Source organism: Volucribacter psittacicida, assembly GCF_004339025.1.
GTDB classification, from domain to species: Bacteria; Pseudomonadota; Gammaproteobacteria; order Enterobacterales; family Pasteurellaceae; genus Volucribacter; species Volucribacter psittacicida.
This window is the reverse complement of record NZ_SMFT01000003.1, coordinates 26,613-43,459: the sequence shown is the minus strand read 5'-3', so window position 1 is coordinate 43,459 and position 16,847 is coordinate 26,613. Positions and strand designations below refer to the sequence as shown.

17 protein-coding genes are annotated in these 16,847 nt (G+C 38.5%); 13 read left to right on the top strand and 4 right to left on the bottom strand.

From position 1 onward, the window contains the following. Positions 1–62 precede the first annotated feature (62 nt). The 7 genes from EV694_RS07005 to purB all read left to right on the top strand — a co-directional run bounded on the left by EV694_RS07005 (position 63) and on the right by purB (position 7,207). Complete coding sequence (locus tag EV694_RS07005; protein ID WP_132690943.1) at positions 63–881, top strand: Cof-type HAD-IIB family hydrolase; 819 nt, start codon at positions 63–65, stop codon at positions 879–881. Positions 882–920: 39 nt separating this feature from the next. Continuing rightward, on the top strand, positions 921–1,850 hold the full coding sequence (rfaD, locus tag EV694_RS07000) for an ADP-glyceromanno-heptose 6-epimerase (RefSeq protein ID WP_132690941.1): 930 nt from the start codon (positions 921–923) through the stop codon (positions 1,848–1,850). After that, a complete protein-coding gene (gene waaF / locus EV694_RS06995; RefSeq protein WP_132690939.1) occupies positions 1,847–2,902 on the top strand; it encodes a lipopolysaccharide heptosyltransferase II in 1,056 nt (351 codons plus the stop codon). The genes rfaD and waaF overlap by 4 nt, the downstream gene beginning before the upstream one ends. Then, complete coding sequence (rfaC, locus tag EV694_RS06990; RefSeq protein ID WP_132690937.1) at positions 2,899–3,861, top strand: lipopolysaccharide heptosyltransferase RfaC; 963 nt, start codon at positions 2,899–2,901, stop codon at positions 3,859–3,861. The genes waaF and rfaC overlap by 4 nt, the downstream gene beginning before the upstream one ends. Positions 3,862–3,925: 64 nt before the next feature. Beyond that, positions 3,926–5,077, top strand: coding sequence for a tRNA 2-thiouridine(34) synthase MnmA (gene mnmA / locus EV694_RS06985; protein ID WP_132690935.1), 1,152 nt, complete (start codon positions 3,926–3,928; stop codon positions 5,075–5,077). 120 nt (positions 5,078–5,197) lie between these two features. Further along, a complete protein-coding gene (gene hflD / locus EV694_RS06980; RefSeq protein WP_132690933.1) occupies positions 5,198–5,827 on the top strand; it encodes a high frequency lysogenization protein HflD in 630 nt (209 codons plus the stop codon). Positions 5,828–5,839: 12 nt separating this feature from the next. Continuing rightward, a complete protein-coding gene (purB, locus tag EV694_RS06975; RefSeq protein ID WP_132690931.1) occupies positions 5,840–7,207 on the top strand; it encodes an adenylosuccinate lyase in 1,368 nt (455 codons plus the stop codon). Between the two features lie 180 nt (positions 7,208–7,387). Here the strand turns inward: purB and EV694_RS06970 are convergent, their stop codons facing one another. Then, a complete protein-coding gene (locus tag EV694_RS06970; RefSeq protein WP_132690928.1) occupies positions 7,388–8,038 on the bottom strand; it encodes an NAD(P)-dependent oxidoreductase in 651 nt (216 codons plus the stop codon). 136 nt (positions 8,039–8,174) lie between these two features. Between EV694_RS06970 and EV694_RS06965 the strand changes: the two genes are divergently transcribed. After that, the gene (locus EV694_RS06965; protein ID WP_132690926.1) at positions 8,175–9,068 is read left to right on the top strand and encodes a LysR family transcriptional regulator; all 894 of its coding nucleotides are present in this window, start codon (positions 8,175–8,177) and stop codon (positions 9,066–9,068) included. A gap of 161 nt (positions 9,069–9,229) precedes the next feature. On the opposite strand, the gene EV694_RS06960 is transcribed toward EV694_RS06965, so the two are convergent. The 3 genes from EV694_RS06960 to grcA all read right to left on the bottom strand — a co-directional run bounded on the left by EV694_RS06960 (position 9,230) and on the right by grcA (position 12,428). Further along, on the bottom strand, positions 9,230–10,153 hold the full coding sequence (locus tag EV694_RS06960) for a Dyp-type peroxidase (protein WP_132690924.1): 924 nt from the start codon (positions 10,151–10,153) through the stop codon (positions 9,230–9,232). Positions 10,154–10,305: 152 nt separating this feature from the next. Continuing rightward, positions 10,306–11,697, bottom strand: a complete 1,392-nt coding sequence (locus tag EV694_RS06955) for a DASS family sodium-coupled anion symporter (RefSeq protein WP_132690922.1) — start codon at positions 11,695–11,697, stop codon at positions 10,306–10,308. A 347-nt stretch (positions 11,698–12,044) separates the two neighbouring features. After that, a complete protein-coding gene (gene grcA / locus EV694_RS06950; protein ID WP_132690920.1) occupies positions 12,045–12,428 on the bottom strand; it encodes an autonomous glycyl radical cofactor GrcA in 384 nt (127 codons plus the stop codon). Positions 12,429–12,737: 309 nt separating this feature from the next. On the opposite strand from grcA, the gene ung reads away from it, so the two are divergent. The 5 genes from ung (at position 12,738) to pfkA (ending at position 16,760) form a co-directional block, all read left to right on the top strand. Further along, a complete protein-coding gene (gene ung / locus EV694_RS06945; protein WP_132690918.1) occupies positions 12,738–13,415 on the top strand; it encodes a uracil-DNA glycosylase in 678 nt (225 codons plus the stop codon). A 45-nt stretch (positions 13,416–13,460) separates the two neighbouring features. Continuing rightward, a complete protein-coding gene (gene yaaA, locus EV694_RS06940; protein ID WP_132690916.1) occupies positions 13,461–14,237 on the top strand; it encodes a peroxide stress protein YaaA in 777 nt (258 codons plus the stop codon). 3 nt (positions 14,238–14,240) lie between these two features. After that, entirely contained in the window at positions 14,241–14,801 is a 561-nt protein-coding gene (locus EV694_RS06935; protein ID WP_132690914.1) for a hypothetical protein, read from the top strand. Next, positions 14,798–15,694, top strand: coding sequence for a cation diffusion facilitator family transporter (locus tag EV694_RS06930; RefSeq protein WP_132691290.1), 897 nt, complete (start codon positions 14,798–14,800; stop codon positions 15,692–15,694). Before EV694_RS06935 ends, EV694_RS06930 begins: the two co-directional genes overlap by 4 nt. A gap of 100 nt (positions 15,695–15,794) precedes the next feature. Continuing rightward, a complete protein-coding gene (gene pfkA / locus EV694_RS06925; protein ID WP_132690912.1) occupies positions 15,795–16,760 on the top strand; it encodes a 6-phosphofructokinase in 966 nt (321 codons plus the stop codon). Positions 16,761–16,847: the final 87 nt, after the last annotated feature.

The following is a 16,847-nucleotide window of genomic DNA, read 5'->3' as shown; positions in this document are numbered from 1 at the left end:
AATTCCCAAAATACGCCATTTTTGCTATGATCTCCCCCTCTATCCATCAAATAGGAATCACAATGAACAAATTACCTTTTCGAGCAATCGTATCTGATTTAGACGGTACATTGTTAAATGCGAATCATATTATCGGCGAGTTTACCTTGCAAACTTTGGCGAAAGTTGCTCAGCGAAAAGTAGATATTATTCTTGCTACTGGGCGAAATTATACGGATGTCAGTGCAATTTTAGCCAAGGCTCAGCTAGATAATGCGGTGATGATTACTTCAAATGGGGCAAGAATACATGATTTACAAGGTAATCTTTTATACCATAATAGCCTTGATGAAAATTTGGCTTGGCAAATTATGAATATTGAATGTAATCCTGAGCGTGTTTGTGTAAATAGCTATCAAGATGAGGGGTGGTTTATTAACAAGGATATTCCCGAGTTACACAAATATCATCAAGATTCTGGCTTTATGTATCAAGTGGTGGATTTTACTCAACATCATGGACGCGGTACGGAAAAAGTCTTTTTTATTGGACGAGAACCTGCGGATTTGATCCCGCTAGAACAAAGATTACGTCAGCAATTTGGCGAGCAGACGGCGATTACCTTTTCTACGCCACAATGTTTAGAAGTGATGAATAAAAATGTGTCAAAAGGCACCGCACTTTCTTATTTATTAACCCAGCGAGATTATCAACTGCAAGATTGTATTGCCTTTGGTGATGGTATGAACGATGTGGAAATGCTAAGTCTGGTAGGCAAAGGTTGTATTATGCTTAATGCGGATCCTCGTTTAAAAACCGCTTGCCCGCAACTAGAACAAATTGGCTTAAATAAAGATGAGGCGGTAGCCAGTTATATTCGAGCGACTTTTGCTATTTATTAATGCTAAAATAATGCAACAAATTGATGAAGGAGAAAGAAGATGATTATTGTAACAGGTGGTGCAGGTTTTATTGGTAGCAATATTGTGAAAGCCTTAAACCAGTTAGGGCGTAAAGATATTTTAGTGGTAGATAATCTTAAAGACGGCACAAAATTCGTTAATCTGGTGGACTTAGATATTGCGGATTATTGTGATAAAGAAGATTTTATTGCGTCAATTATTGCTGGTGATGACTTTGGTGAAATTGATGCCATTTTCCATCAAGGGGCTTGTTCAGCTACCACAGAATGGGACGGTAAATATATTATGCAAAACAACTATGAATATTCTAAAGAGCTTTTGCATTACTGTTTAGATCGTCGTATTCCTTTCCTTTATGCTTCTAGTGCTGCTACTTATGGCGATAAAACTGAATTTATTGAGCAACGTGAATTTGAACAGCCTTTAAATGTGTATGGTTATTCTAAATTTTTATTTGATCAATATGTAAGAGCCATTTTGCCTCAAGTCAAATCCCCTGTGTGTGGCTTTAAATATTTTAATGTGTATGGGCCGAGAGAACAGCATAAAGGCAGTATGGCGAGTGTGGCTTTTCATTTGAATAAGCAAATGTTAAATGGCGAAAATCCGAAATTATTCGCTGGCTCAAGCCATTTTTTACGGGATTTTGTGTATGTGGAAGATGTGGCACAAGTGAACATTTGGGCGTGGCAAAAGGGTATTTCGGGGATTTATAATTGTGGTACAGGCAATGCGGAGTCCTTTGCAGAAGTGGCTAAAGCGGTAATCCAATACCATGGCAAGGGGGAAATAGAAACCATTCCTTTCCCTGAGCATTTAAAATCTCGCTATCAAGAACATACCCAAGCCAACCTTACCAAGTTACGCCAAGCAGGCTACGATAAGTCTTTCAAAAACGTGGCTCAAGGTGTGGCTGAATATATGCAATGGTTAAATCGCAAATCATGAATATTTTAATTATTGGCCCTTCTTGGGTGGGCGATATGATGATGTCTCATAGCCTTTATCAAGGCTTGGCTCAATTATATCCGCAATGTCAAATTGATGTGCTTGCCCCTGATTGGTGCAAGCCATTATTACAACGTATGCCTGAAGTCAGACAGGCGATGAGTATGCCCATTGGGCATGGCGAGTTTGCCTTGAAAGCCCGTTATCACATTGGGAAATCATTGAGAAATCAATATGATATGGCAATCGTCTTACCGAACTCTTTTAAGTCTGCGTTAATTCCTTATTTTGCCAAGATTCCGTTACGTCGAGGTTGGAAAGGGGAAAGCCGTTATGGCGTACTCAATGATCTCCGCCGTAATAAGCAAGATTATCCAATGATGGTGCAACGCTATGTGGCGTTGGCTTATCCGGCTAATCAAGTTCCAACAGCACAGCAATTAACCATTCCTACCCCTTATTTGCAAACCAATCCCACAGAGATTGCTCAAACGAAGCAGGCTTTTCAACATCAATTAGCCCTGACAGAAGCACGCCCTGCTATTGGTTTTTGCCCAGGGGCAGAATTTGGCCCAGCTAAACGTTGGCCGCATTATCATTATGCTAAACTTGCCGAGCAATTAATTGCACAGCATTATAGTATCCGCCTATTTGGCTCTGCCAAAGATTTTGCCGTTGGCGAACAAATTCGTAACAGCCTTGCCCCTGAGTTGCAGCCCTACTGCATTAATTTAGCAGGGCAAACGAGCTTAAATCAAGCGGTGGATTTGATCGCGGATTGTCGTGCGATTGTGAGTAATGACAGCGGTTTAATGCACATCGCCGCCGCTTTGCAACGCCCCTTAGTGGCTTGCTATGGGCCGACCAGTCCACAATATACACCGCCTTTATCTGATAACGCCTGTATTATCCGCTTAATTGAAGGTGGCTTAATCAAAATTCGGCAAGGCAAGGATAGCCAAGAAGGTTATCATCAAAGTTTAATTGATATTCAACCTGAAAAAGTTTTGCAAAAATTGACCGCACTTTTGGCCGAGCAATCTTCACAATGAGAATTTGTTTAATTAAAACCTCCTCAATGGGCGATATTTTACACAGCCTACCGGCATTAACTGACGCCCAAATGGCGATCAAAGATTTGCAGGTAGATTGGGTGGTGGAGGAAAATTTTTGCGAGATCCCAAGTTGGCATTCGGCAGTAAAACAGGTTATTCCCATTGGGCTACGCCGTTGGCGGAAACAGCTTTTTAAAGCCGAAAGTTGGCAACAATGGCGAGCCTATAAACAGCAATTACAGCAACAAAATTATGATGCGGTAATTGATGCGCAAGGTCTATTAAAAAGTGCGTTATTCGCCACTTATTGGGCAAAAGGGCGTAAATATGGCTATGATCGTCATTCTATTCGTGAACCTCTTGCGAGCTTATTTTATGATCATACCTATGCCATTAATTACCAACAACACGCCGTAGAGCGGATTAGGCAATTATTCGCTGCCAGTTTAGGCTATCCTTTGCCGACAACAAAGGGAGATTATGGTATTCTCTCCCATTTTGGCTCGCAAAATCCCCCTGCCGAGCCTTATGTTGTGGCAATTCACGCCACCACTAGGGCGGATAAGCATTGGCTTGAATCTTCTTGGGCAGCATTATTTCAGCAACTCAATCAACGAGGCATTAAGGTCAAACTGCCTTGGGGCACACCACAGGAAAAAGCCCGAGCGGAACGTCTCGCTCAACAAGCTCCCTTAGTAGAGGTTTTGCCCAAAACAAGTTTAAGCCAATTAGCCCAAATTATTGTTCAAGCTCGGGCAGTGGTTTCGGTAGATACGGGGTTAGCCCATTTAACTGCGACATTAGCGGTTCCCAATATTAGTTTATATGGGGCAACGGATCCCCAACTTATCGGCTGTTATGGACAACAACAATATTATTTACAAGGCAACACAATGGCGGATATTCAAGTTTCACAAGTAATAACAAAACTTGAGCAACTTGCGTTATTTGCTTAATATAGCTATCTGCAAAGAGAATTTTGTTAAAAATAGACCGCACTTTTACAACAACAGAGTTATTATGAAATCAACAACTTATCAACAATATGTAACCCCAATCAGTGAACAGCAACGCCTTGCTAATCAAGCTAAAAAAGTGATTGTCGGTATGTCTGGCGGCGTTGATTCTTCCGTTTCTGCTTATTTATTACAACAACAAGGCTACCAAGTAGAAGGCTTGTTTATGAAAAATTGGGAAGAAGATGATGATACGGATTATTGCACCGCCGCTGCGGATTTAGCCGATGCACAAGCGGTATGCGATAAACTTGGTATTCACTTACATAAAATCAATTTTGCCGCCGAATATTGGGACAATGTATTTGAACATTTTTTAAATGAATACAAAGCAGGACGCACCCCAAATCCTGATATTTTGTGTAATAAGGAAATTAAATTCAAAGCCTTTTTAGATTATGCCGCAGAGGATCTTGGAGCAGATTATATTGCCACAGGGCATTATGTAAGACGTGGCGAACATCAAGGCAAAGCACAATTATTACGTGGATTAGACAGCAACAAGGATCAAAGCTATTTTTTATATACCCTAAGCCACCAACAAATCGCCCAAAGCCTTTTCCCTATTGGCGAATTAGAAAAGCCGATAGTGCGTCAAATTGCCGAAGAACTTGACTTAGTGACCGCCAAGAAAAAAGATTCCACTGGCATTTGCTTTATTGGCGAACGTAAATTCAAAGACTTTCTCGCCCGTTTCTTGCCCGCTCAACCGGGCGATATTCGCACCGTTGACGGCGAGATCATTGGTCGCCACGATGGGTTAATGTACCATACCCTAGGACAACGCAAAGGCTTAGGTATCGGTGGCTTAAAAAATGCAGGCGATGAAGCTTGGTATGTGGTAGAAAAAGATCTTGCCAATAATGAACTCATTGTTGCCCAAGGGCATAACCACCCAAGACTCTATGCCAAAGGCTTGATTGCTCAACAATTACACTGGGTTGATCGCCAAGCCTTGCAACAACCTTTACGCTGTAGCGTCAAAACCCGCTATCGTCAAACAGATATCACCTGCACCATTGAGCCAATCAATCAAGATTGCATTAGTGTGATGTTTGATGAACCTCAAATGGCGGTGACTCCAGGACAATCTGCTGTCTTTTATCAAGGCGAAGTCTGTTTAGGGGGAGGAATTATTGAGCAAGCCTTGAAATAATCATCACTTCCTCAGAAAAGTGCGGTCAAAATTAGGATTGTTTTTTGATCGCCTTTTAAATTGTATAGAGAAATGGTATATTTCTGTCAGCTTTATTAACCTCATCACGTTGATTTATTCATGGCCAATTATTACGATATTACTCTTGCCCTCGCAGGCTTATGTCAAGCCACAAAATTGGTACAACAATTCGCCCATTATGGCGATGCCGAGAAAGAGGCGCAACAATATTCAATCCAAAGCCTATTACAAACCTCCCCAACACATACCCTTGCGGTTTTTGGCGATAAAATTGAACATTTAGAATTAGGCTTAACCACCTTATTAGAACAATTTGGTGGGGTAAAAGGCGAAAATGATTTAGAAGTAAGCCGTTATTGGATGAGCTTATTAGCGTTAGAAAGTAAACTCAATAAATCAGAGCAAGCTAAAACGGAATTAGCCCATAAAATCCAACGCATTCCCAACCAACTTGCCTACTTTGATTTATTTGATGAACAAATGCTCGCCAGTCTTGCCGCCATTTATGTGGAGGTTATTAGCCCTTTAGGTAATAAAATTCAAGTAAAAGGCAACCCTCTTTATCTACAACAACCTTTAATCCAACACAAAATTCGTGCTTGCTTACTCGCAGGAATTCGTTCGGCGGTATTATGGCGCCAAGTAGGCGGTACCAAATGGCAAATTTTATTTTCACGCCGTAAAATTATCAATCAAGCACAACAACTTTTATCATCGATTAACTATTAATATGGAGCTAGTATGCAACTCAACGCACTAACCGCAATTTCACCTATTGACGGACGTTATCAAGATAAAGCCAGCGCATTGCGAGGGATTTTTTCTGAATTTGGCTTATTAAAATTCAGAGTTACCGTAGAGGTACGCTGGTTACAAAAGTTAGCCTCAACCGCAGAAATCCAAGAAGTCCCAGCTTTATCCGCACAAGCAAACGATTACCTCAACCAAATTGTCGAAAATTTCAGCTTAGCGGATGCGGAATGGATCAAACATATTGAACGCACCACAAACCACGATGTGAAAGCAGTAGAATATTTCCTAAAAGAAAAAAGTGAACATATCGCAGAATTAGCGAACATCAGTGAGTTTATCCATTTTGCTTGTACATCAGAAGATATTAATAACTTATCTCATGGCTTAATGTTAAAAACTGCTCGAGAGCAAGTTCTTCTACCTGAATGGCAACAACTTATCGAAGCAATTACTGAATTAGCACAACAATACAAAGCCGTTCCTCTCCTTTCTCGTACCCACGGACAACCAGCCTCCCCTTCTACCATTGGTAAAGAAATGGCAAATGTGGTTTACCGTTTACGCCGTCAATTCAAACAATTACAACAAACAGAAATTCTCGGCAAAATTAATGGGGCTGTCGGTAACTATAATGCCCATTTATCCGCTTATCCAAACATTGATTGGCACAAATTCAGCCAAGAATTTGTAGAAAGTCTTGGACTCACTTGGAACCCTTATACCACCCAAATTGAGCCTCATGATTACATTGCCGAATTATTTGATAATATTGCTCGCTTTAATACCATCATAATTGACTTTGATCGCGATTTATGGGGATATATTGCTTTAAACCATTTTAAACAACGCACTATCGCAGGCGAAATTGGCTCTTCAACCATGCCACATAAAGTCAATCCTATTGATTTTGAAAATTCCGAGGGTAACCTAGGGCTAGCTAACGCCGTTCTTTCCCATTTAGCCAGTAAATTACCAATTTCTCGTTGGCAACGTGATCTCACCGATTCAACCGTATTACGCAATCTCGGCGTAGGCTTAGGTTACTGTTTAATCGCCTACGCCGCCACTCGCAAAGGTATCAGCAAATTAGAAGTCAACCAACAACATCTTATCGATGAACTCGATCAAAACTGGGAAGTCCTCGCTGAACCAATTCAAACCGTAATGCGTCGCTATGGTATTGAAAAACCTTATGAAAAACTAAAAGAACTCACTCGTGGTAAACGTGTAGATGCTCAAGCGATGCAAGAATTTATCAGCAAACTCGCTATTCCTGAGGAGGAAAAAGCACGCTTACAACAACTCACACCAGCAAGCTATATCGGTGCAGCGGTTGAGTTGGTGGAAAAACTGTAACGCCATAGATCTGCACTTAGAACATTTTAGGATTTAAGTGTATATTTTATGCCCGTTTCCATTTATGGGCATCTCTGTATAAAAAATACCCTTAGTAATAATGACTAAGGGTATTTTGTTACTTAACATTTAAGGGAAAGGATTAATTAGTTTAAAAATAATAAAAAAACCGACCGCACTTTAATATCCCGCCGTAAAACGTTGTTGGCTAAATTTAGGTTGCTCTAACTCGTCAACAATGGCAATAGCTAAGTCAAAGTTACTAATACCTGTTGGTTCTCCGTCTAGCATAAGCACTTCGTCCTTAGCAATGCGGTATTGTTCCTTGCGTTGTGTAAAAGGTGAGCCATTAAAGTAAACAGGAGGTGGAGAAATCATTGTCCAATTTACGTCCTTTTGTTGTTTTAACCAAGCTAAAATCTCTTTAAATAACTCTGCCTCAAGTTTAAATTCAGCGGGAAATTCTGGCGTATCCACTAGCTGAACTTGAGGAGCAACATATAAACTACCTGCTCCGCCAAGTAAGAATAAACGTACTTTTGTCATTTTAGCGGCTTCCACTAAGGCTCGTTCTATTTGCCACACTTGTTCAACAAAATCGGAACAATGACGATCAGGTACCGCCGCATTAACCACCACATCAACTTCAGCAAATTGCTGAGTTAAGCTGGCAATATCTGTTAATGGAAGACTTATGGCTTGTAATTGTTCTGTGGTTTGAATTTTTTCTGGTTGACGTGTCACAAGAATAACTTGGTGTCCTCGTTGTAATAATTCCTCACAGACGGCTTTACCTGTGTAACCTGTTCCACCAATTAATAATACTTTCATATTTACTCCTTATTCTGGGGTTATTTATAACTGTTGTGGTAAGTGATTGATATTATAGTAAGAAATAATAGCTTGATCATTACTTGAAAGCTCAATACACTTGTTAGTAAAACTTAATAATCGCAGGTAATACACTATGTATGATTTTAGAAATATGCTTATTTTTATTAAGGTTGTTGAAACAGGTTCAATGACGAAAGCGGCGGAACAACTTATGATGACCTCGCCTGCCGTAACTCAAGCCATTAAAAAATTAGAACAACAATTAGCAATAAAATTATTTCATCGTACAACCAGAAAACTTTCTCTGACAGAAGCGGGAGAGGTGTTTTATCAACATATTGCTCATTTGCAACAGCAGGCGGATAATGCCATTAATGCCATTGATGCCTTACGCCATAAGCCGATGGGGCAATTAAATATTGCTTGCGTAACGGGATTTGTAGATAGCTTATTAATGCAAACCTTTAAAAAAATTCTTGCTCAATATCCTGCGATGAATCTCAATTTATATTTTGAGGATAAACTGATTGATTTAGTTGAACAACGTATTGATATTGCATTACGCGTAGGGAAAAATAGCTTGCAAAATAATATGATCGCTAAACATCTCTTTGATATTGAAATGGTAATATGTGCAAGCCCTGATTATTTAGCTCAACAGGCTTTACCTAACAATCTTGATGAACTCGCTGCATTAGATTGGATCAATTTTCGTCATCAATCGCAAATGTCTATCCATTTTCAACGTGGACAACAACAAACTACGATCACACCTAATTATCGCGTGCAATGTAATAGTGTATATAATAGCCGTTCTCTCACACTAAATGGCTTTGGTGTGTCTATGCAACCTAAATTAGATGTGCAGGCTCACTTACAACAAGGAAACTTAATTCAGCTTTGTGCTGAATGGAAATTGCCCCTTTATCCCTTATATTTAGTACGTTTACAACGTATTCAATCGGAAAAAATGCGTATTATTTGTGAGCTAATAGAGCAATATTTTGCCCAATTAAAAACCGCTTAAGAAAAGAGCGGTCGTTTTTTGAATTATAGTCGCTTCAAAAACAAGGCGTGCCAGCGCGATATTATTTTAACGTGGGACGATGATATTTTTCATAATGAGCTTACTCTCTTTGAGGCAAAGAAAGCAAGCCTATATTTATTCAAAAAAACCCACCGCACTTACTACTCAGCAAACTCGCCTAACATATCTAAGGTTGGAACAAAAAATAATGTGCCTGTTTTGGCGGTACTAAAATCTAAAATGCGATCATAATTCCCTTTTGGGCTACCAATAAACATATTAGATAGCATACGGCGTACTGTGCTAAATGAATTGGCATAAGCGATAAAATATGTCCCCATTTCATTATTGGAAACATTGCCAAAGGGCATATTATCGCGGATCACCTTAAAGTCATCGCCAATATTGGCTAATGCGGAATGAGAGTTACTTGGCTTGGTGTCTTCGTCCATTTCAATATCATCAATTTTACTGCGTCCAATGACTTTTTCTTGTTCTTCCACTGGCAAAGCTCGCCAAGCCTGCATATCATGGAGATATTTTTGTACAAATAAATAACTTCCCCCTTGGTAAACAGGATCTTCCTCGCCAATCATACCAAAACGTTTACGATCTTCGCCTTGTGGGTTTTCTGTGCCATCCACAAAACCGAGGATACTGCGTCCATCCCAGTAACGGAAGCCATGAACTTCTTCCACGCTATCTGCTACCTCTTGCAATAAATCCGTAATAACCGCCGCAGTATCAATACAAAAACTTTGTTCATCACTACGAATATGAAAATGTAAATCCCCTCTGGTTGATACTGCGGTATGCTTACTTCCTTTGATAGCTCTAAATGGTGAAAATTCTTTTGGTAAAGGTGTTGGTAAATCCAACTGTTGCCAAGCCTCATAACCTATTCCCATGACAACACTGGCATGAGCATCAGGAAAACGAATTTGTGCAGTATGGTTAAGGTTAATGATGAGGGTGCATAACCGTTTGAAATGTTTAGACACATCAATCTCTGGTTTAAAATTCCATACCATAAAAATGGTATTATGATTTGGTTCATCAAGTACATTTTGGCTGTGTAAATTCATATTTTCCTCATTATTATTGATTAAAAATGGGTTTATTATACACCTTTATTTTCATTTTCTATTATCGCCGTTTTAATTTAAAGTGGCACGACTATAAAATAGCCCTAGGCATTGCTAGGGCTAATCTTTGAAGAAATCTCGTTTTATATGGGTTAAAACCAGAAAATATAAGCGAAAGTGGCAATAACAAAGATACAAAGAATATTTAGTATAACACCAGCTCTAACCATCTCTTTTTGTTGAACTTCTCCCGTTCCAAATACAATAGCATTAGGCGGTGTTGCGACAGGTAACATAAAGGCACAGGAAGCCCCTAAACCAATAATTAATGCAAGCCCTAATTCTGGCATACCTAATGCTTGAGCAATGGAAATAAAGATAGGGACTAATAAAGCTGCACTGGCTGTATTAGAGGTAAATTCAGTTAAAAAGATAATAAAGGCAGCCACAATTAAACCGATAAGATAAAAATGTCCTCCTTCAATTAAAAAGACAATACCATCAGCCATCACTTTGCTTGCCCCTGAATTTCTTAATACTTCACTGAGGGTTAAGCCACCACCAAACAATAATAGTACGCCCCACTCAGTATTTTCTTGAATTTGTTTCCAAGAAGCGACTTTGGTAATGCAAACTAAGGTTGCCGCAAATAAAGCAATAATGCTATCAAAGCTAGCAATATTTTTCTCTAATCCTAATAAATGAGACAACGCAGGGTTCACTGAGGAACTAAAAATCCAGCATAATGCGATCAAAATAAAAATGGCTAAGGTAATAATACGTTTAGTATCTAACTCAATTTTTTCAAAATGTTGTTCAAACTGGAAGTTGAGCTTAGGTTTAAAGACCATATAAAGGGTGGCGATCATTAATGGTAATAAAATCAGCATAATAGGTAAGCCATATTTTAACCAGTCTGAAAAACTAAGATCTAATTGAGAAGCAACAATCGCATTTGGCGGGCTTCCCACTAATGTTCCCATTCCACCAATACTGGCACTATAAGCGATCCCAAGTAACACAAATACATAGGTATTGTGATACGCTTTACGATCTAATTGGCTCAAAATCCCCATAGCGAGCGGTAACATCATTGCAGCCGTTGCGGTATTACTCATCCACATAGATAAAAAAGCGGTAACTAAAAATAAATAAAGTACGGCTAGCAATAAATTTCCTTTTGCCATTGCCATAATTTTATTAGCAATTAATTTATCGAGTTTTTGAATATGTAAGGCTGTGGCTAAAGCAAAGCCACCAAAAAATAGAAAAATAGTGGGATCAGCAAATCCACTTAACGCCTCTTTGGTACCCACCATACCTAATGCAATGGCTAAAATAGGGACTAAAAGGGCGGTAATCGTAACGTGTAAGGCTTCTGTAAGCCATAAAATTCCCACAAAAACCAATAAAGCTAACCCTTGATTAACTTTATGATCAAAAGGTAAAACATTTAATAAAACGAGAAAAATCATCACGTCTAAAATAAAAATCATCGCATTTTTATCAAACACTTTTTTCTCTTGAATAGGTACTGAACTCATAATACATTCCTTAATCACGAAAAAGAAAAAGCCTTCAGGCATAGGCAATATAGCAAGAACTTTTTATATTGTTAATTCTTGCTTAAATGAATTTTTCAAATATGTGATATTCCGCAAAGATTTTTTATGAATTTGTTATTTTTTCCAACAAATAAACTTGGAGAAAAGCGGATTAATAGGTGAGATAAATAATATGGTCGTTTCAATTTAAAATAAGGCAATGTGCCAATACAGTATTATTTTAAAGGAGGACAACAATAAAAATTGCCCACTTAGGTTATCACATAAGTGGGCAATAATGTTGATGAACAGGGTTAAGTGATGACATCTTCCCCTTTATGTAAATCTTATAAACTTTCAGTGAAAGTACGTGTAATCACATCACGTTGTTGTTCTGGCGTTAAAGAATTAAAACGCACAGCATAACCAGAAACACGAATAGTTAATTGTGGGTATTTTTCTGGGTTGTTTACTGCGTCTTCTAAGGTTTCACGACGCAATACATTCACATTTAAATGTTGTCCACCTTCAACTTTTACTGTAGGTGCAACATCAACTGGCAATTCACGATATTCAATTTGACCTAATTCACTAACCGCAACCACTTGATCTTCCGCATAATCGCCTTTTGCACATAAACAACGTGCTTCACCTTTTTCGCTGTCTAATAACCAAAATGAATTTAATAAATTGTCATTAGCCGCTTGTGTAATTTGAATACCTTTAATCATTGTGTCCTCCAAATAATAAAAAATTGTTTGTTAATTAACCTTTATCGAATTAAGTTTATCAAAAGATTTTATCTTTTCAAATTATTTTACAAGGTTTTGTTGTATAACAAATCAACTTTTTCTAATACCGTCCTTAAATTTGATTTATATCAATAAAAATATGATTCCTATCTTTTCTTATTATCACAAAAGATACAAATTAATACATTTTATTAACAAATAATCTGTGGAAAGAAAAGTTTAAATGCTAGGAATTTCTATTCAGGTTCTTTATAATAACCGCTCTATTTTATTGCTTGGAGGCTAAAAATGAAAACCTGGAAAGATGCCATTAGTGAGGAAAAAAATCAACCTTACTTTCAACGGATATTACAGCAAGTCCAACAAGCGAGAAATAGTGGAAAAACCATCTATCCACCACAAGCTGATGTTTTTAACGCCTTTAAACTCACCGAGTTTTCTCAAGTTAAAGTGGTGATTTTAGGGCAAGATCCCTATCATGGCCCCAACCAAGCTCATGGGTTAGCCTTTTCCGTAAAGCCCGGTATTCAACCACCGCCCTCTTTAGTCAATATTTATAAAGAATTAGCGAACGATATTGCAGGATTTACTGTGCCTACACATGGTTATTTGGTTGAGTGGGCAAAACAGGGAGTATTATTACTTAATACAGTTTTAACCGTTGAACGTGGTCAAGCTCATTCCCATGCCAATTTTGGTTGGGAAACCTTTACAGATAAGGTCATTGCTTGTTTAAATTCACAACGTGAACATTTGGTTTTTCTCCTTTGGGGTAGCCATGCTCAAAAAAAAGGGCAATTTATTGATCGTCAAAAACATTGCGTATTAACCGCACCACATCCCTCGCCACTTTCTGCCCATCGTGGCTTTTGGGGTTGTAAACATTTTTCCAAAGCGAATGAATACTTACAACAGCAACATATTCTGCCAATTAACTGGCAATTACCCTTACAAATTACATCATAAAGACAAAAACATTCAGTAATAGAATATAAATAGGATACACAAATTATGTTAGCCATTATTTCTCCCGCAAAAACCTTAGACTATCAAAGTGCGGTGCCAAATTTAAATTTTTCTCAACCACGACTGATTCCGCAAAGTGAGCAACTTATCCAAATTTGTCGCCAACTTTCGCCTGCCGATATTGCTTCACTAATGCACATTAGTGATAAATTAGCTGGTCTTAATGCCGCACGTTTTGAAGAATGGCAAACAGAACATCATTTACAAAATGCCCGGGCAGCGATTTATGCGTTTAAGGGCGATGTTTATACTGGACTTGATGTAGAAAGTTTATCGGTGGACGATGTGAATTTTGCACAACAACATCTCCGAATGTTATCGGGCTTATATGGTTTGCTCCGCCCTTTAGACTTAATGCAACCTTATCGTCTTGAAATGGGAACCAAACTGGCGAATAAACAAGGCAAAGATCTCTACGCCTTTTGGGGGGAACAAATCACTCAAGTTATTCAAGCGGATTTAGATCAACAACAGGATAATATTTTAGTCAATCTTGCTTCTGGCGAATATTATAAAGCCGTTAAACCTGATTTATTAAGGGCTAAAATTATTAAACCTGTTTTTTTAGACAATAAAAATGGCAAATACAAAGTGATTAGCTTTTATGCCAAAAAAGCACGCGGATTAATGTGTCGCTATATCATTCAAAATCGTTTAACCGACATTGAGCAATTAAAAGATTTTGATCTCGGTGGATATTGGTTTGATGCCACACAATCAAGTCAAACTGAATTTGTGTTTAAACGTGATATAAGTGAATAAAGTATGAAAAAAATTTTACTACTCCTGTTATTGCTCACTGGCTGTGCTCAATTAACGCCACCAACACAATTAGTCGCACCACAATCCATTGATTACAATAATAAAAATTATTATCTTATCAGCCAAAATGATCTCGGATCTGTGGTGCGTTACCTTTATGTGGGGCAGGGAAAAAGCCCGACTAACTGGGATACCGCCATTGAAATATTATTAGATCGCGATCAACAGCGTAGCTTCGATGAACGTATTGCCCTAAGAAAAAAAGCCTATGCTAATCAATCCATTACTGATTTTAGCACCTACGAACAACAAGGCTTTTTATATAATTATGTTATTTATGCTCCTACTCAACAAAATCCAAATTGGCAAATTGATATTGCCAAAGGAAAAAATGTAGAGAATTGTGGCTTTATCCAATATCAATATTCCTTAAAACTGGAAAAAACCCAAAAATTGCATAATATGAACGAACAAAAATTACGTTCTTATTTTAAAAAATATGCGATAAATAAAGAATTACGCCATCTGCAAGCCTTACCTTGGCAATGGAAATGTCAGCAATGACACAAAATTATTCTCATTACGTCAAACGTGCCTCAATACTGGCGGTAATCACAGCAATTATGTTGATTATCGTCAAAGGGATTGCTTGGTGGCTAACTGACTCCGTCAGTATGCTGGCTTCTATCACAGATTCCTTATTGGATTTGGTGGCTTCGTTAATGAATTTAGTCATCTTACGCTTTGCCTTAATGCCTGCGGATCACAACCATTCTTTTGGGCATGGCAAGGCGGAATCTCTCGCCTCCTTAGCCCAAAGTGCATTTATCTCAGGCTCCGCCATTTTTATTTTATTACAAGGCATACAACGCCTAAGTTCGCCACAACCGCTTGCCAATAGTGAAATCGGTATCATAGTTACCCTATTTTCAATTCTTGTAACCTTATTACTTATCACTTACCAAGCAAAAGTCATAAAAATCACCGATAGCCCTGCGATAAAAGCTGACCGTTTGCATTACCAAACGGATTTATTTATGAATATTGCGATCTTATGCTCATTCGCATTAAGTTTTACGGGCTTTATTTATATTGACGGTATTGTTGCCATTATCATCGCCCTATACATTTTATTAAGTGCGGTCAAAATTTTGATAGAATCTACCCAATTATTATTGGATGTGGCATTGCCCACACAAGAAATTGAGCAAATCAAACAGATTGCCTTAGCTGACAAAAGAGTGATTGGTTTACATGATATTCGTACAAGACGAGCAGGATCAGTACGTTTTATCCAATTACACCTTGAATTAGCCGATGAACTTTCGCTACTTGAGGCGCATAATATTACCGATCATATTGAACAACAACTTGCCCAAGCCTTTGGTCAAGCAGATATTATGATTCATCAAGAACCAACAAGTGTAGTGCAAGCGGAACAACAACATAAAATTTGACATAACAAACGCAATAAATTTTGTTAGAATACGCCTATTAGAAAATTTATTTATACTTATTGAATCACGGTTTCATTTAAATTTAACAAGGAATGATCTTATGATAAAAACTATTGCAGTATTAACCAGTGGTGGTGATGCACCTGGTATGAACGCCGCTATTCGTGGCGTTGTCCGTGCCGCACTTTCCGAAGGATTAGACGTTTTTGGTATCTATGATGGCTACCAAGGTTTATACAACAACAAAATTAAACAACTTACCCGTTTTAGCGTTTCTGATGTGATTAACCGTGGTGGCACTTTCTTAGGTTCAGCCCGTTTCCCAGAATTTAAAAACCCTGAAGTGCGGGCAAAATGTGCGGAGAATTTACGCCAACATGGTATTGATGCCCTTGTTGTTATTGGCGGAGACGGTTCTTATATGGGAGCAAAATTGCTTACCGAAGAACATGGCTTTCCTTGTATTGGTATTCCGGGCACCATCGATAATGATGTTGCAGGTACGGATTACACCATCGGCTACCAAACAGCCTTAGAAACCGCTATGTCTGCCATCGATCGTTTACGTGATACTTGTAGTTCACACCAACGTATTTCCATTGTAGAAATTATGGGAAGACATTGCGGCGACCTCACCTTAGCCGCAGCTATTGCAGGGGGCTGTGAATATATTGTCGTCCCTGAAGCGCCTTTTGATCGTGAAAAACTTATTCAACAAATTGAACTTAGCATTGCAAAAGGCAAACGCCACGCCATTATCGCCATTACAGAATTAATGACTGACGTCAATGAATTAGCCAAAGAAATTGAAGCTCGTGTACATCACGAAACAAGAGCCACCGTATTAGGTCATATCCAACGTGGTGGCTCCCCTTGTGCCTTTGACCGAATTCTTGCTTCTCGTATGGGGGTTTATGCCGTAGATTTACTGCTAGCAGGTAAAGCAGGCTATTGTGTTGGTATCCAAAACGACCAACTGGTTCATCATGATATTATTGACGCCATAAACAATATGAAACGCCCTTTCAAATATGATTTATTAAAAACTTCTGAGCGTTTATTCTAATTATCAATCAAAAAATAATTCAAAAACTGACCGCTCTTTTGAGCGGTTTTATTTTGTCCATTACATCCACCTATAAAAAAACCTCAC

Bases quoted from the DNA above. Each gene is read 5' to 3' on its own strand.
- mnmA (WP_132690935.1), top strand. From the start codon at position 3,926: ATGAAATCAACAACTTATCAACAATATGTAACCCCAATCAGTGAACAG.
- purB (WP_132690931.1), top strand. From the start codon at position 5,840: ATGCAACTCAACGCACTAACCGCAATTTCACCTATTGACGGACGTTAT.
- yaaA (WP_132690916.1), top strand. From the start codon at position 13,461: ATGTTAGCCATTATTTCTCCCGCAAAAACCTTAGACTATCAAAGTGCG.
- hflD (WP_132690933.1), top strand. From the start codon at position 5,198: ATGGCCAATTATTACGATATTACTCTTGCCCTCGCAGGCTTATGTCAA.
- EV694_RS06960 (WP_132690924.1), bottom strand. From the start codon at position 10,153: ATGAATTTACACAGCCAAAATGTACTTGATGAACCAAATCATAATACC.
- EV694_RS06930 (WP_132691290.1), top strand. From the start codon at position 14,798: ATGACACAAAATTATTCTCATTACGTCAAACGTGCCTCAATACTGGCG.
- EV694_RS06970 (WP_132690928.1), bottom strand. From the start codon at position 8,038: ATGAAAGTATTATTAATTGGTGGAACAGGTTACACAGGTAAAGCCGTC.
- rfaD (WP_132690941.1), top strand. From the start codon at position 921: ATGATTATTGTAACAGGTGGTGCAGGTTTTATTGGTAGCAATATTGTG.
- EV694_RS06965 (WP_132690926.1), top strand. From the start codon at position 8,175: ATGTATGATTTTAGAAATATGCTTATTTTTATTAAGGTTGTTGAAACA.
- grcA (WP_132690920.1), bottom strand. From the start codon at position 12,428: ATGATTAAAGGTATTCAAATTACACAAGCGGCTAATGACAATTTATTA.
- EV694_RS06955 (WP_132690922.1), bottom strand. From the start codon at position 11,697: ATGAGTTCAGTACCTATTCAAGAGAAAAAAGTGTTTGATAAAAATGCG.
- EV694_RS06935 (WP_132690914.1), top strand. From the start codon at position 14,241: ATGAAAAAAATTTTACTACTCCTGTTATTGCTCACTGGCTGTGCTCAA.
- rfaC (WP_132690937.1), top strand. From the start codon at position 2,899: ATGAGAATTTGTTTAATTAAAACCTCCTCAATGGGCGATATTTTACAC.
- ung (WP_132690918.1), top strand. From the start codon at position 12,738: ATGAAAACCTGGAAAGATGCCATTAGTGAGGAAAAAAATCAACCTTAC.
- EV694_RS07005 (WP_132690943.1), top strand. From the start codon at position 63: ATGAACAAATTACCTTTTCGAGCAATCGTATCTGATTTAGACGGTACA.
- waaF (WP_132690939.1), top strand. From the start codon at position 1,847: ATGAATATTTTAATTATTGGCCCTTCTTGGGTGGGCGATATGATGATG.
- pfkA (WP_132690912.1), top strand. From the start codon at position 15,795: ATGATAAAAACTATTGCAGTATTAACCAGTGGTGGTGATGCACCTGGT.